The organism is Sphingomonas sp. CCH21-G11 (assembly GCF_001555965.1).
In the GTDB taxonomy this organism is placed as follows: Bacteria; Pseudomonadota; Alphaproteobacteria; order Sphingomonadales; family Sphingomonadaceae; genus Sphingomonas.
In genome coordinates, this window is sequence record NZ_LSHX01000031.1 from 25,108 (window position 1) to 40,912 (window position 15,805).

Consider the following 15,805-nt stretch of genomic DNA (forward strand, 5'->3'; position numbering starts at 1 on the left):
CTCGACGCTAAGGGCTTCCCTTACGCCACTAACCTGAACACCGGCACCTTCGGCCCATCCCCTTCCGTCGGGGCGAAATCCACGGTCACGCGCTGGCCGATGCGGATAGCGTCGAAATCCGCGCCGACGATGTGCGTCAGCATCGTCACGCCCTCGTCCAGCTTCACATAGGCGATGGCATAGGGTGTCGCGGCGCGACGCATCACGCTGAAGGAATAGATGGTTCCCGTCCCCGCCGCCTCGCGCCAGTCGAGCTGGTCGGAATGGCAAAAGGGACAGATGGCACGTGGATAATGGTGCAGTTCCCCGCAGCTATTGCAGGTGCGGATGGCGAGCTTCCCCGCGCCCGCCGCCGCCCAGTAATGGGCGACCTCGGCGCTGATCGCGGGGGCGGGCAGGGTCGGCAGAGCTTCAATCATCGGTTCATTCCCTTTCGAGGATCAGCGTGCCGCTGGCATTGCGGCTACCCAGCCAGCCGCCCATGCCCTGGGCCAGCGCCAGATCGCAGTTCGGCACCTGCACCGCCGGATGCGCCTCCCCCCGCAGCTGGCGAACCGCCTCCAGGATCTTGGTCATCCCGCCGCGGTTATTGGGGTGATTGCTGCACAGGCCCCCGCCATCGGTGTTGAACGGCAGCTTGCCGACGCCGGAGATCAGGTTGCCGTCGGCGACGAAGCGCCCGCCCCCGCCCGGCGGACAGAAGCCTAGATCCTCCAGCTGCTGCACGACGGTGATCGTGAAGCTGTCATAGATGGAGGCGTATTTGATATCGGCCGGGGTCACGCCGGCTTGTTCGAACGCGATGCGCCCGGCCTCCCGCGCCGAACTATAGGTCAGGTCGATGCGACCACCGTTCAGATGTTTCACTGCCTCACCGGCACCGCGAATGGCGATCAGCGGCCGGTTCAGCGATCTGGCGATTTCCGGCGAAACGACGACGATTGCACCGCCGCCATCGCTGACCACACAGCAATCCAGCCGATGGAGCGGATCGGCGATCATCGGCGATTCGACGACTTCCTCCACCGTCACGACATTCTTCAGCATGGCGTGGGGATTGTGCTGGGCGTGGTGCGACGCGGCGACCTTGACCCAGGCGAGCTGTTCGCTGGTCAAGCCGTATTCGTGCATGTGCCGCTGCGCGACCATCGCATATTGATTGAGCACCATCGAGCCATAGGGATGTTCGAACGCCAGTTCCGGCACGTTGAAATCGGGCTTGGGATCCGCACCCGCGCCCGCCGCGCGCGGACGGCCGGCCAGTACGACGATGGCGACGTTGCACTTGCCCGCCGCAATCGCCTCCGCCGCATGCGCGACATGCATCTGGTAGGCCGAACCGCCGGGGTCGGTATTGTCCATATAGGTCAGGCGCAGACCGAGATATTCCGCGATCGACAGGACGCCGAGGCCCGGCATCTCCGCATCGCACAGGAAACCATCGACCGCGTGATGATCCAGCCCCGCATCGGCCAGGGCCCAGCGGACCACGTCCGCGACGATCTGAGCCGTGGACAGATCGGTCGCCTTGCGGACGGGGTGTTCCGATATGCCGGCGATATAGGCCTTTGGTCGGGCGCTCAAATCCCCTCTCCCCAAAACAATTATTGATACGAACGTTTGTTCGTATAGGATGGGGAGACCGAATTGGTCAATGCTGGATCGCAACGGCGAAACGCCGCATGATCCCGCCAGACAGACCGACAGGGAGAGGAACCGTAAGCATGTGCGACACTCACGCCCCCGCCAAGCCAAGTGCCAAGGCATTGCTGGCCGGCCTGCCCACCAACTGGGGCCGTTGGGGCAGCGCGGATGAAGTCGGCGCGTTGAATTTCCTCGACGCCGCTCAGGTGCTGCGCGGAATTGCCGCCGTGCGATCGGGAAAGACATTCACGCTCCAGATTCCGATGGGTCACGAACGGGGCGATCCCGTCTGGCCGGGCCGGAAGCAGGCGCACCGGGTGAACGTGCTGGACAAGGGCGATTTCCTGTCCGGCAAAATGGACGAGATTCCCGGCGGCACCGAATATTCGGACGATATGATGATCCTGTATCTACAAGGATCGACCCAATATGACGCGCTCGGCCATGTCTGGCACGACGACAAGCTGTACAACGGCTATGACGCGCGTTCGACCATCGGCGCGATGGCGAAGGCCAGCGTGCTGCCGATCGCCGAACGCGGCATCGCGGGCCGCGCGGTGCTGATTGATATCGCGCGGCATCGCGGCAAGGCATGGCTGGACCGCGGCGAGAGCTTTGGTCTGGAAGATGTGCTGGCCGCCGCCGCCGCCCAGGACGTGACCATTGAGAAGCATGACATCCTCATCCTGCGCACGGGATGGATCGGCTCCTACTACCACCGCGACCAGCAGGAATTTTACGCCGACTATGCCGAGCCGGGCCTGTGTTTCAGCCGCGAACTGGTCGAGTGGTTCCACGCCATGGAAATTCCCAATCTGGTGACAGACACCATCGCCAACGAACTGGCGATCCATCCCGAGTCCGGCGTATCGTTCGCCTTGCACCATTCGCTCATGCGCAATCTGGGCGTCACCTTTACCGAGATCGCGCAACTCGATCCGCTGGCCGAGGACTGTGCCGGGGACGGCCAATGGACCTTCCTCTATGTGGCTGCGCCCCTGAAGGTCGTCGGAGGCACGGGCGCGCCCGTGAACCCGATCGTCATCAAGTAACGGCGATGATCGACAAGCGAGTCAGTCGAGCCATGTCATTGTCGCTGCCGCGCCTGGTCAGGCAACGCGATGACACCAGACCAGGGCAGCGCCAGCCGACCCGGGCTTCGCCCGATGAAGGCCCCGTTGCGAATTCCATCTGGGATATGCTTGTCCCGCTGTAGGGCCGAAGGTCGGATATCCCTCAAAAATCCGCGTTTCGCGATTCCCCTGCCCCCACGTGCCCGCCATATTCATGGCGGGGTCGTGGTCAGGTGCGGCCTGGTGGCTCGGCGGGGTCGAGCCGATGTGCGGCGTGACGATATTGCCGAGGCGACGTCCCGAACGCGCGCCGGAAGCGGGTCGAGAAATAAAAGGAACTGGCGAAACCGGATCGTGCCGCGACGACCGCAAGCGGCGCGCGGGTGGATTGCAGCAGTCCGGCCGCGTGCATCAGGCGGGCGCGCTCGACAAAGGCCTGCGGGGTCGTGCCAAGCTGCGCCTGGAACATCGCGCTCAGCCGCGACCGCGACAGCCCCGCCAGCGCGGCCAGTGCCGGGCCGTCGAGCCGCGCGGCCGGGCTGGCCTGGACATGGTCGATGACGCGGCGCAGCCGCGGATCGACCGTCGCCTCGGCCGTGCGATCGGCGGCGTCGATCAGGACGCGTTCGAGCCGGTTCATCGCGTCGAGCCGGCCAAGCGCCGTGCCGTCGAGCGCGCGCGCCAGCCCCGACAGCTGCGGCCGCAGCCGCGCGAGCAGATCAGGCCGCCGCAGCCGCATGATTCCTGGGGCAAGCGCCGGCCAGGCCAGCCAGCGCAACCAGTCCTCGCGCGGCTGGAAATGAACCCACACGTTGCGCCACGTTCCGGAATCGTCGCGATGGCCGTAATCCTGCGGCGACCCCGGACGGAACAGCAGAAGGTCCCCCGGTTCCAGGGCATGGCGCACCCCGCCTGCGCGGACGAAGCCAGCGCCCGCCAGCGTCGCCACGAGCAACCAGTCGCGGGTGCCCGTCGGCCGCACCGCGCGCGAGACGACACCGGGGCGCTGGCGCTGATCCCCCGCCAGGATCGGCGCGGCGGGCGGATTCGCCGGCTCTGCCGTCACACGCAGGCACTCATTCGGCGGCCACCGCGCGCGCCTCGCCATAGCCAGGGGTCACGCCCGGAATGCGCGGCGGGATCGGTTGAAGGATTCGGCGCCGCGCCGGCGTCAATCGCTCGAGCAGGTCGTCGCTGTATCGGAAGCCGTGCCGCGTCGCGCCCCAGGCCGGGCCGTAGCGATAAATGACCGCGCGGCGGTCGCCAGCGTTGATGCGCCGCGCCGCGCCATGCGCGATCGCATCGACGAACAGCAGCGCATCGCCAGCATTCAGATGGACCTCGATCGCGCCCTCAACCGTCTCGTCCTCGTCCTCGCGACGCGAATCGAACGTGCGGGCGAAGACGGGGTGGGCGATATTGCTCTTGTGGCTGCCCGGCAGCACGCGGGTCGCGCCGTCGCCCGGCCCGATGTCGGTCAATGCCAGCAGGATATTGACCTGTGCACAACGGAACTGCCCGTTCACGAAGCGGAACTGGTTGCGCACCACGCCGTCCTGTCCGCCCGAATGCAGCGGAAAGAAGCCGCCGGTCCGCCGGACCGATGCGAAACATTCGTCGATGAACAGCCCTTCGACATAGCTGCCCTGTTCCCCGCAATAGCGCGCGACCCGGTCGATCCAGGCGGGGTGATCGATCAGCGCCTCGAACGGCGACCCGGCTTCGACGATGTTGTGCAGCTCGACCCCGGCATGGCCCGAATTGTCGAGCCGCTGGACATTGCCCCACCAGTCGCCGCTGGCCAGCTGCGGAAACGCGTCGAACGCGCGGTTCAACTCGCCCAGCAGATCCGGCGCGATCGCGTTGCGCAGCACCAGATAGCCCTGCAGGTCGAACGCGAAATCCTGAGCATCGTGCGCGGTCGGTATCATCGGAGCATCCTTGTCGATTGTCGCCAGTCTAAACCAGGGTGGTCCCGGCGAAAATCGAGCGTTGACGCAAAGACCTTCGATATTGTCGCATGACTTAGCGGATGTGGAATGCGGCCTGTACGAGCCGGGCGGTATAATCGGTCGAGGGTCGCTCCAGCACGTCGCGTGTCGTCCCCTCCTCGACGATCCGGCCGTCGCGCATCACGATCACCCGCTGGCACAGCGCGCGTACCACCCGAAGGTCGTGCGAGATGAAGAGGTAGCTCAGCCCGCGCTCGCGCTGGAGCGTCCGCAGCGTGTCCAGAATCTGGGCCTGGACCGACAGGTCGAGCGCCGCTGTCGGCTCGTCGAGCACGAGCAGTTCGGGCTCGACCGCGATCGCGCGCGCGATCGACAGCCGCTGGCGCTGGCCACCCGAAAATTCGTGGGGGAAGCGGTTGAGGATATCGGTCGGCAACCCGGCGGCGACCAGCGCGGCCCTGACCCGATCGAGCCGATCGGCGGCACTGTTGCCGATCCGGTTGACGATCAGCCCCTCCTCGACCAGCGCGCGCACCGACATGCGCGGGTTGAGCGAGGCGAACGGGTCCTGCAGCACGATCTGCATCCGGGTGCGCAGCGGCCGCATCCGCCGGCGGTCGTGCCGGTGGATCGCTTCGCCCGCAAAACGGATTTCGCCGCCGCTGGCCTCGATCAGGCGGGTCAGCGCCAATGCCAGCGTCGTCTTGCCGGACCCCGATTCCCCGACGATGCCGACCGCCTCGCCACGCGCGACCTGAAGGTCGGCGCCATGGACCGCGATCGTTGGCGCGGACTTGCCCCGGCCGGGAAAGGCGATGCGCACCGCCGCCGCCTCGATCAACGGCGCCCCGGGGGCGACGGGGTCGGCAAAGCCGGTCGGCTCGGCTGCGAGCAGCTGGCGCGTATAGGGGTGCTGCGGGTTGGCGAACAGCGTGGCGGTGTGTCCCTGCTCGACCAGCGCGCCGCGCTGCATCACCGCCACGCGGTCGGCATAGTTGCGCACCACGGTCAGGTCGTGAGTGATGAGGAGTACCGCAATGTCGTGTTCGACCTGAAGCGCGCGGATCAGCTCGAGAATCTCGGCCTGGACGCGGACGTCCAGCGCAGTGGTCGGCTCATCGGCGATCAGCAGGCGCGGATGATTGGCCAGCGCCATCGCGATCATCACGCGCTGGCGCTGGCCGCCCGACAGTTCGTGGGGATAGCGGCGCAGCATCGCGGACGGATCGGGCAGCTGCACCTGCGCCAGCAGCTCGGCGGCGCGCGCCAGGGCGGCGGCTTTGCGCAGCGGCTGATGCGCACGGATCGCTTCGACGATCTGGTCGCCGACCCGATAGACCGGGTTGAGCGAACTCATCGGTTCCTGAAACACCATCGCGATCGAGCGCCCGCGCTCACGGCGCATCCGGCGATCGTCGGCGATGTCGAGCGGCTGGCCCTCCAGCATGATGCGCGTGTCGGGCGAGATGCGCGCATTGCGGCCGTGCAGGCCCATCAGCACGCGGGCGGTCACCGACTTGCCCGACCCCGATTCGCCGACCAGCGCCAGCATCTCGCCGCGGCGGATGTCGAGGTCGACACCGCGCACCGCCGCCACCTCGCCCCCTTCGACGCGAAAGGTCACGCCGATGTCGCGCGCGCTCAGCAGCGGCGGGGGATCAATAGGGATCGACGGCATCGCGCAGCGCATCCCCGACAGCATTGAAGGCAAAGACGGCGACGAAGACGAACACCACCGGAAACAGGATGAAGGGGTATGAGCCGATCGCGGCATAGCCGCTGACATCCTGGAGCATCAGTCCCCAGGAAATCATCGGCGGCTTCACCGCCAGGCCCAGAAAGCCCAGGAAGCTCTCCAGCAGGACGACCGCAGGCAGGGTGAGCGTGAAGCTGACCAGCAGATGCGACATCAGATTGGGCGCGATGTGGCGCAGGATGATCCGCCGGTCGCCGGCCCCGAGCGCGACCGCGGCGCGGACATAGTCCATCCGCGCCAGAGTGAGCGTCTTGCCGCGGATCTCGCGGCTCAACCCCGCCCAGCCGAGCACCGACAAGGTCAGGATGAGGATGGCGACGAACAGCCCGGACGATACGGTCACCGGGATGAGTGCCCCGAGCGTGAGGTAGAGCGGCAGCTGGGGGAAGGCGAGCAGGAAGTCGACGCCGCGCTGGATCCAGCGATCGACCGCGCCGCCGATATAGCCGGAGGTCGCGCCGACGATCAGCCCGGCGAGCGTGGTCAGCCCGCCGACCGCCAGCGCGATGAGCATCGAGACACGCGCAGCGACCAGTCCGCGCGAAAAGATGTCGCGCCCGAAGCGGTCCGCCCCCATCAGGTGAAGGCGCCCGCCCGGGGCGATCGGGGCGACCAGTCGCCGGTTCGCCATGACCGGCCCGATCAGCCGGTAGCGCGGGACCCGAACGAACAGGCCCAGGCGCTCGCGCGGCGCGCCGTCGCGGCTCAGCACCGGCTGGAACGTGACCGGATCGATCGCACCGGTCGGCCGCGCATTGACCGCGTAGAGCCCCGACGAATCGATTCCGATCCGGCTCGGCGGTTGATAGGAGGCGAAACGCTGGTCCGGGTCATGCGGCGCAAGGAACGGCCCGATCAGCAGCACCACGCCGATCAGCGCGAGCGCGATCAGCCCCGCCATCCCCAGCCGCGACCGGCGAAAGCGCCGCCAGACCAGCCGGGCATAGCTGTCACCGCCGGCAGCGGGCGCGCCGCTCACGATTTGCGCCCTTCCAGCCGGATGCGCGGATCAAGCAGCGCCAGCCCGAGATCGGCGAGGATATTGCCGATGATCAGCGTCACCGCCAGCACCAGCATGAAGGTCGCAGCGACGAACACGTCGCCGACCGCCATCGCGCCGACGATCGCGGGTCCGACGGTCGCCAGCCCGAACACGATCGCCACCTCGATCTCGCCCGTCACCATATAGGGCAGCGCCACGCCCTGGTGCGCAACCAGCGGGTGCAGTGCATTGGGGACGGCATGACGCCAGATCACCCGGGCGGGGGACAGCCCCTTGGCACGCGCGGTCTCGACATATTGCGCGTTGAGCACGTCGAGCAAATTGCCGCGCATCACCCGCATCGAATAGGCGATGCCGCCCCATGCCGCGATCAGGATCGCGGGCCACACGTGCGCGACCAGGTCGGCGAATTTGCCCCACGACCACGGCGCGCCGACATAGGCCGCCGACTGGAAACTGCCGACCTGAGCCAGGTCGAACTGGAATACGAGGACGTAGAGCGCGATCAACGCCAACAGGAAGCGCGGCGTCGTCATGCCGACAAAGGCGAACAGGTTGAGCGCGGCGTCGGTCCAGCGCCCCGCGCGCGTCGCCGCCAGCACGCCGAGCGCGATGCCGATCGCGGTCGCCAGCAGGTGACTGGTCAGCGCCAGCAGCAGCGTCGGCCACAAGCGCTCGCCGACGATGTCCGCAACCGGCCGGTTGGCCGCGTAGGAAAAGCCGAAATCGCCGCGGGTCACGATCCCGCCCGCCCAGCGCGCATATTGGACCAGCAGCGGATCGTTGAGGCCGTTCTCGGCACGAAACCGCGCGGCCTGGGCCTCGGCCTCCGCGGCCGATGCACCACCCTGATTGATCAGCTGAGTGCGCAGCGAATCGGCGTAGTCACCGGGCGGTGCCTGAATGATCAGGAAGGTGACGAGGCTGAGCAGCACCACCGTCGGGATCGCGGCCGCCAGCCGGCGGATCAGGAACCAGATCACCGTCACCGCCGCGCACCGCCGCAATCGAAGCAGCCCGGCAGCGTGCCGGGACGCAATTCATACCTGCTGCGGCGCGCGCGCGGCACCCACAGCCGTTCGCGCATGATCGCATCCTCCGCCCAGTTGAACATGATGACGGGGGTGCCGGCGGGCACGTTGGCGAACCGCTTGTCGATCAGCACCCCGCCCGAATATTGGATCAGCCCGAGCGCGTTGACGTTGGCGGTCGACACGCGTTGATACAGCCGCATCAGCCGCCGCCGTTCGGCCGCGTCCGGGCTCGCGATGAACGCGCGGACCAGGCCCACGAGCTGCCGTTCGTGCGGCAGCAGGTCGAGCCGGCCGTCGGGGCCGGCGCGGTGAAAGGCATGGGTGTAGGGCCCGGTGGGCGCAAGCGCGTCCGCGCCCTGGACCACGGTGTTGAGCTCGGTCGTCTCGTTGCGCTGGAGCACCCAGTCGAACTGGCCGCTCGCGCGCAGCGCGTCGCGCTGCGGCCCGCTGGCAAAGCGCAGCACCACGCGCAGACCGGCGTCGCGGGCAAACATCTGAATCCCCTCGGCAAAAGAGCGTTCGATCACGCTGTCGGGGCTGGCGGTCAGCACGATCGTGACGTTGGCACCGTCCTGCGTGTCGCGGGGATAATTGACGAACCCGTCGCCGTCGCGGTCGACCAGCCCGATCGAGGCGAGCAGCGCGCGCGCGGTCGCGGGATCGTGCGGATATTCGATCGTGTCGCGCGCATCGTAAAGGGGCGCACTTTCAAGCAGGCCTCCGGGATAGGGATGGATGAACGGCCCGCGCGTCTGAGTCTCGCCCAGCCGTACGCGATCGATCGCCATGCTGACCGCCTGGCGGAAACGGGTGGTGCGGTTGAGGCGCCGGACCGCCCGGCCGCGCGCGTCTGGTTCGCCCCAGCCATTGCCGGACAGGTTGAAATGCACGGAATAGGCGATGGTGCGCGGGCCGAAGATCGCACGAAAGCTCGCCTGCGGCCGGGCAGCACTGCGCAGCACCTCAACGAAGCTTGCCGGGCCTTCGATATTCGCCATGTCGCTGCCGCCGGCGATCGCCTGCACCTCGCGGTCGCCCCAGGACAGCAGGCGATATTGCACTTCGTCCAGATAGGGCAGCTGGCGGCCGCGCGCATCGACCTTCCAGTAATAGGGGTTGCGGCGCAGGATCAGGATATCGTCGGGGCGATATTCGGTGACGACCCACGCCCCCATCACCGGAAAGTTCACCCGGCTGGCGGGAAAGGCGAGCTTGTACGCCTGGTAGCTGCTGCGCGGATTGTAGCGCGGATGGTGGGGACGCAGCACATGTGCGGGCCCCGGGCAGAATTTGCCGTACGCCATCTGGTACAGATAATCGCGCGGGAACGGCCGCCGGAACGTCCAGCGGATCGTGTAGGGGCCGAGCGCCTCCAGCCGCGTTCCCGGCCCGAAGCTGTCGGGTGAGGCGCCGTTGAGCGGGCTGACATTGGGGTCGAGGACATTGTCGTTCCAGTAGAACATCACGTCCGCGCTGCTGAACGGGTGGCCGTCCGACCATTTCGCCCCCTCGATCAGCTGCATGGTCAATTGCCGCCCGTCCGCCGACCAGCGCCAGCTTTTCGCCAGATTCGGCAGCGGCTCGAGCCGCGCCGGATCGACCAGGAACAGCGGGCCGGTGCGGGTGAGGCATTCCATCGTCGCCAGGTCGATCCCGCCCCAGCCCTGCGATTGCCCCGCGCTGTAATTCCAGCCCTCGGGCCGGCCGCCGGTCACCTGACGCAGTGCATCGCCATAGGTCCCCGGCCCGTCGGGCATGGCGGCCGGACCGTAGACCAAAGGCTCGCGCGGCAGGCGGCGCTCGACCGGCGGCAGCTTGCCCTTGCGGACGAAATCGCGCGTGACCCAGGCGGGCTCGGCATAGGCGGGCAGTCGACGATAGCTGACAAGGTCCGCAGGCCCGACGCCAGCGCCGGCGCCGACTTCGCCGGGGCCTGGCGTGGCGATGGCGGGGGACGACACCGGGGCGGCGGGCTGACCGCAACCGCCCGACACGAGCATGCCGGCCGCCACCGCCAGCATCGGGGCGGTACGGCGCGATGCGCGTGATCGCCAGCATGTATCAGCCTTGTCGACGGCGCTGTCCTCTCGGCCATGAAGGCTAACCATCGCCGGGCGCGAGTTCAATCATCATATTAATCGCTCATGACGCGAGCGTGCGTTACCCGCCTCCGCCGGTTTGACACCATCGCATTGATAAGATAATTAAGAGAATAACCGGGAAGATGTCCGGGAGCCGGATCGATTGCGATCCTTTAGGGAGGTATGAGGCCGATGCGCACTCATGAATCACGTTTTCGCACGCGTCTGCTCGCCGGCGCGTGCGCCGCGGTCGCGGCAGCCACGCCATTTTCAGCTTATGCCCAGGACGCCACGCCCGCCGCGGCCCCGGCGGACGACGACATCGTCGTCACCGGCATCCGCGCCAGCCTTGAGCGCGCGATCGACATCAAGCGAAATGCCGACGTCATCGTCGATTCGATCGCGTCGGAAGACCTCGGCAAGTTCCCCGATTCAAACGTTGCGGAATCGCTCCAGCGCATCACCGGCGTCTCGATCGACCGCAACGCGGGCGAGGGCCAGTTCGTCACCGTGCGCGGCTTCGGCCCGTCGTTCAACACCGTGCTGCTGAACGGCCGGACGCTCGCGACCGAAAACGACAATCGCGCATTCAGCTTCGACCTGCTCGCCGCCGAGCTGATCTCCGGCGCGGATGTCTACAAGAGCAGCAACGCCAAGCTGCAGGACGGCGGCATCGGCGCGACGATCAACGTCAAGACGCTGCGCCCGTTCGATCTGGGCGGCCAGAAGATCGTCGTGTCGGGCAAGGCGAATTACGAAGACCTCGCCGACAAATTCGCCGGCTCGGCATTCGGCCTGTTCAGCACGACCACCGCCGACGACCGGCTCGGCGCGCTGGTGTCCGTGTCGTATCAGCGGCGCAAGGCGCTGGTGAACACGCTGGCGACCAACGGCTATTTCCTGACCCGCGACGTGCCGAGCGCCCCGGGCGGCGTGTTGTTCCCGCAGAATTACGACCAGATTTCCGACCAGCAGGACCGCGAGCGCATCGGCGTGACCGGCACCGTCCAGTTCCGCGCGACCGACAAGCTGACGCTGTCCTTCGACGGCCTGTACAACAAATTCACCGTCGACAGCGAAGCGGCCAGCATCGGTCACTTCTTTTCGCCGAGCCAGGCGCGCAACCTGACCGTCAACGGCGATAACCAGATCACGGCGATGACCGTGAGCGGCAACACCGACTATATCGGTCGCACCTTCAACCGTCCGACCGAAGTGCTCGCCTTTGGCTTCAATGCCGAATGGAATCCGACCGACCTGATCACGGTCACCTCGGACAGCAGCTATTCGCGCGCCGAATCCAACAATGGCGGCAACGAAGTCTTTGCGGTGGTCGGCTTCAACAACGTCATCACCTTCGACAACCGCACCGGCAGCGTGCCGAGCGTCGCGGGCCAGCGCAGCTTCACCGAAAATGTCGTCGGTCGCGCGCACTTCGCCACGCGCGAGGGGTTCAACATCGCCGAGGATGTGTACGAACAGCGGCTCGACGCCACGTTCCGTACGGAGAGCGGCATCCTCAAGGCGTTCAAGGTCGGCGGCTATTTCCTCGATCGCACCAAGTCGAACGAGCTGCTGCGCAGCCAGAACGACGTCGGCTGCGCCTATTGCGGCTATGCGATCGACGTGCCGGCCGGGTTGCTCACGCCCTACAACCCGCCCAATTTCTTTTCGGGCACATCGGGCAACTTCCCGCGCCAGTGGCTCGCGTTCGATCAGGAGGAATATTTCGCGTTCCTCGAATCCACCGCTGCCGCCAATGCACAGGATGCAGCGGTCGGGCGCCCGATCGGCTCGCTGGCCGCATTCCTGGCCGCCAACAACGGTTATGCGCCGATCCGCTATCCGGTCAGCTATCGCATCGGCGAACGGATTATCGGCGGCTATGTCCAGACCGATTTCGAGGGCACGCTGGCCGGGCTGAACTGGTCGGGCACGCTGGGCTTCCGCTATGTCCACACCGACGTCACGTCGGACGGGTCGCAGCAGGCGCTGCTCGACCTGTTGACCATCCCGAGCGATCCGACCTCCTACACCACGGTGTTCGAGCCCGGATCGACCGCGATCTCGCGGAAGAACTCCTATGACGACTTCCTCCCCAGCCTGAACCTCAAGGTCGACTTCACCGACGACATCGTCGGCCGGTTCGCGGCGTCGCGGACGGTGACCCGGCCCGACCTGCCGCTGCTGGCACCGCGCGTGACGGTGACCAATGCCCGTCCCGGCAACCTTCAGGCGTCGGGCGGCAACCCGGACCTGCGGCCGTACAAGTCGACCAATTTCGACGTGTCGTTCGAATGGTATTACGAACGCGGCGGCTATTTCACCGTCGCCGCCTTCTACAAGCGCGTCGACGACTTCATCGCGACCAACGGCGCGATCGAGCCGTTCCCGATCGCGAATGCCAGCAACGCGCCCGAATTTGCCGGCGGGGTGGCCAATTTCAACGTCCAGCGTCCCCGCAACCTCGACGCGATCGACGTCTACGGGCTCGAAATCGGCCTGCAGCACACCTTCACCTATCTGCCGTCGCCGCTCGACGGGCTGGGCATCACCGCCAACGCGACCTTTGTCGGCAGCAGCGGTGAATTCGACGCCAGCGATCCGACGCAGAACGTCGCGCTGACCGGGCTCGGCGACAGTCAGAACGTGACCGTCTTCTACGAAAAGGGTCCGGTTCAGGCGCGCATCGCGTACAACCGGCGCGACGAGTTCCTTCAGGCGCTGTCGGCCGCCCCGGGCAACCGGCCGGTGTTCGTCCGCCCGCTGGGACAGTTCGACGCGCAGGCGAGCTATCAGGTCACGAAGAATGTCCGCGTGTTCGCGGAAGGGGTCAACCTGACCGGCGCCAAGACCCGCCGCCAGGGCGTGCTCGAACGCGAATTCATCGCACTGGTCGACACCGGTCCCCGCTACGCGCTGGGTGCCCGGCTCGACTTCTAGCCTCCGGCGCGGGCGATCACCCTCGCCGCCCGCGCTTTTCCTCCCCCGACCGGAGGTCAACTGGGCGCGGCGTTATCGCCGCGCCCTTTTTGTCAGGCGGCCGTGAGATGCAGGACGAAACCCGTCTGGGGATACGCGCGCGGCGGCTGGAGACCGTGCAGCATCAGCGCCTCGCCGGTCACCTCGATTCCCTCGATCAGCGCCGCTGTCAGCGCCGAGCGCGCGGGGATCGCTTGCGGCCAGACCAGCTGCACGCGATAGCGCCGGGCGGGGTCGAGCCCGGCGAGGCGGAGCGGATCGGGATAATAGCCGGTCGCCTCGGTGATCCGGGTGACGCTGAACAGCGCCTCCGCGCGATCGGCGGCGACGATGCCGAACGCGTTGACCCCGCGGCCCGCATCCAGCCGGACGAGGTCGCCGTGATGGATGAGCGCACGGTGCCGCTTGTGCAGCGCGATCCCCGCCTGAAGCTCGGCGAACGCCGCGTCGTCGAGCGTCCGCAGGTCGAGCTCCATCCCCATATGCCCGAACATCGCGGTCTGGATGCGCAGCGCGAGCGACAGGGTGCGGCCGGTGATGTGGCATGGATCGGGCCCGACATGCGCCCCCATCAGTTCGGCGGGAAAGAAGTGCGAGAAGCCGCGCTGGATCGCCAGCCGGTCGATCGCGTCGTTGCTGTCCGACGTCCAGATCCGGTCGGTGCGCGCCAGGATGCCGTAGTCCGCGCGCCCGCCACCCGAGGCGCAGCTCTCGATCTCCACATGCGGCCACGCCGCGCGCAGCCGGTCGAGCACGTCATACACGCCGCGCACATGCGCGTCGGCGGCCGGCCTGCCATCGCCGCCGCCGGGCTGAGGCAGGTCGCTGTTCATGTCCCATTTGAGGTAGCCGATGCGATATTCGCGCAGCAGCGCGTCGATGCAGCCAAACAGATGGTCGCGTACCTCCGCTCGCCCGAAATCGAGGACGAGCTGGTTGCGATAGGTGACGGCGGGCGCGGGCGGCGTGGCGAGCACCCAGTCGGGATGCGCGCGATAGAGGTCGCTGTCGGGATTGACCATTTCGGGCTCGACCCACAGGCCGAATTCCATGCCGCGCGCCGCGACCCGGTCGATCAGCGGTGCAAGGCCGTCGGGATAGACCGCCGGATCGACCCGCCAGTCGCCCAGCCCCGCCCGGTCGCTGCGCCGGCCCATGAACCAGCCATCGTCGAGCACGAAACGTTCCGCCCCGACCGCTGCCGCGCGATCCGCGAGCGCCAGCAGGGTGTCGAGCCGGTGGTCGAAATAGATCGCCTCCCAGCAATTATAGTGCACCGGCCGCGGCCGGTCGCGCAGCCGCTGATGCTCGGGGCGCGCGCGGAGATAGCGGTGAAAGGCGCGCGACAACGCCGACAGGCCCTGGCGCGTCACGCTGGCGAACAGGGGCGGGGTTGCATAGCGGTCGCCGGGTGCCAGCCGGATTTCGCCGGGAAACAGCAGCGCCTCCATCATCACCTGACCGCGCGCATCGGCGGTCGTCTCCACGACGCTGCGGTGATTGCCGCTCCAGCCCAGATGCAAACCATAGGCCAGCCCGTCGGCCTCGCCAGTGCCGGGATCGGTCAGGATCAGTGCGGGAAACGCGTCATGGCTGGTCCGCCCGCGCCGGTTCTCGCGCAGCCAGCTGCCGACGCCGCGCTCGCGCGAATGAAGCTGGAACTCGTTGGACCAGCGACCCTCAAAGCCAAGGATCCGGGTTGCCTGCGCGGGGATGGGCAGGACCGGTGCCGACAGATGCGCGAGGTCGATCGCTGCGTCACCTTCGTTGACCAGCGCCGTCGTCGCGATCAGGACATCGCCGTCGATCGCCAGCGCATGCTCGATCGCGATCCCGCACGCCGGATCGCGGCTGGTCAGCCGGATCGCCCGCGCATCGGCCTCGACCGCGACGACCCGCGCCATCACTGCCCAGTCGCGGCCGTCGCGATGGATGGCAACGCCGGGACGGCCGACATGCCCGTGGCCCGGCATCGGCGTCAGCGCGACCGGAATCTGCTGCGCGGGCGATGCCGGTGCTTCCTCGCGCAGCGCGAGTCGGGCGAGCATCGCGCCGTCCGTCTCGGCCGACAGCCGCTCGCCCCAGTAGAGGACGTGCGGCACGCCATCGGTGATCGCCAGGATCAGGGTGACGGCGTCGCCGTCGAGACGGATGTAGCGGTCAGGGTAAAGGTGCGACATGATGGTCCCGAAGCTGGTGATCTGGCGGCGGTAATGCTGCTGGCGGATTGACCGGCATTGTTTGTCTGATAAATATGTTCAGTATCCAAGTCTAATCCTC

The 15,805-nt window shown here is 67.2% G+C and carries 11 protein-coding genes; 2 read left to right on the plus strand and 9 right to left on the minus strand.

Features of this window, described 5'->3' with window-relative positions; genetic code table 11:
• Positions 1 to 20: 20 nt before the first annotated feature.
• Complete coding sequence (locus tag AX676_RS07800; protein WP_066482891.1) at positions 21 to 419, minus strand: Zn-ribbon domain-containing OB-fold protein; 399 nt, start codon at positions 417 to 419, stop codon at positions 21 to 23.
• A gap of 4 nt (positions 420 to 423) precedes the next feature.
• Entirely contained in the window at positions 424 to 1,584 is a 1,161-nt protein-coding gene (locus AX676_RS07805; RefSeq protein WP_066482893.1) for a thiolase domain-containing protein, read from the minus strand.
• Between the two features lie 182 nt (positions 1,585 to 1,766).
• Between AX676_RS07805 and AX676_RS07810 the strand changes: the two genes are divergently transcribed.
• Entirely contained in the window at positions 1,767 to 2,696 is a 930-nt protein-coding gene (locus AX676_RS07810; RefSeq protein WP_197417164.1) for a cyclase family protein, read from the plus strand.
• A 250-nt stretch (positions 2,697 to 2,946) separates the two neighbouring features.
• Here AX676_RS07810 and AX676_RS07815 read toward each other — a convergent pair whose 3' ends face one another.
• From AX676_RS07815 to AX676_RS07840, 6 genes are all read right to left on the minus strand, one after another.
• Positions 2,947 to 3,783: a helix-turn-helix domain-containing protein gene (locus AX676_RS07815; protein WP_197417163.1), complete on the minus strand. Its 837-nt coding sequence runs from the start codon at positions 3,781 to 3,783 to the stop codon at positions 2,947 to 2,949.
• Positions 3,784 to 3,793: 10 nt separating this feature from the next.
• On the minus strand, positions 3,794 to 4,648 hold the full coding sequence (locus tag AX676_RS07820) for a phytanoyl-CoA dioxygenase family protein (protein WP_066482901.1): 855 nt from the start codon (positions 4,646 to 4,648) through the stop codon (positions 3,794 to 3,796).
• A 94-nt stretch (positions 4,649 to 4,742) separates the two neighbouring features.
• A complete protein-coding gene (locus AX676_RS07825; RefSeq protein ID WP_197417162.1) occupies positions 4,743 to 6,347 on the minus strand; it encodes an ABC transporter ATP-binding protein in 1,605 nt (534 codons plus the stop codon).
• Positions 6,328 to 7,404 (minus strand): ABC transporter permease, encoded by a 1,077-nt coding sequence (locus AX676_RS07830; RefSeq protein WP_197417161.1) that lies wholly within the window; start codon positions 7,402 to 7,404, stop codon positions 6,328 to 6,330. Before AX676_RS07830 ends, AX676_RS07825 begins: the two co-directional genes overlap by 20 nt.
• Complete coding sequence (locus AX676_RS07835; protein WP_197417160.1) at positions 7,401 to 8,417, minus strand: ABC transporter permease; 1,017 nt, start codon at positions 8,415 to 8,417, stop codon at positions 7,401 to 7,403. The genes AX676_RS07830 and AX676_RS07835 overlap by 4 nt, the downstream gene beginning before the upstream one ends.
• Positions 8,414 to 10,570, minus strand: coding sequence for an ABC transporter substrate-binding protein (locus AX676_RS07840; protein WP_156437847.1), 2,157 nt, complete (start codon positions 10,568 to 10,570; stop codon positions 8,414 to 8,416). Before AX676_RS07840 ends, AX676_RS07835 begins: the two co-directional genes overlap by 4 nt.
• A 165-nt stretch (positions 10,571 to 10,735) precedes the next feature.
• On the opposite strand from AX676_RS07840, the gene AX676_RS07845 reads away from it, so the two are divergent.
• Positions 10,736 to 13,486, plus strand: a complete 2,751-nt coding sequence (locus AX676_RS07845) for a TonB-dependent receptor (protein WP_066482915.1) — start codon at positions 10,736 to 10,738, stop codon at positions 13,484 to 13,486.
• Positions 13,487 to 13,578: 92 nt separating this feature from the next.
• On the opposite strand, the gene AX676_RS07850 is transcribed toward AX676_RS07845, so the two are convergent.
• Entirely contained in the window at positions 13,579 to 15,705 is a 2,127-nt protein-coding gene (locus AX676_RS07850; protein WP_066482918.1) for an alpha-galactosidase, read from the minus strand.
• Positions 15,706 to 15,805: the final 100 nt, after the last annotated feature.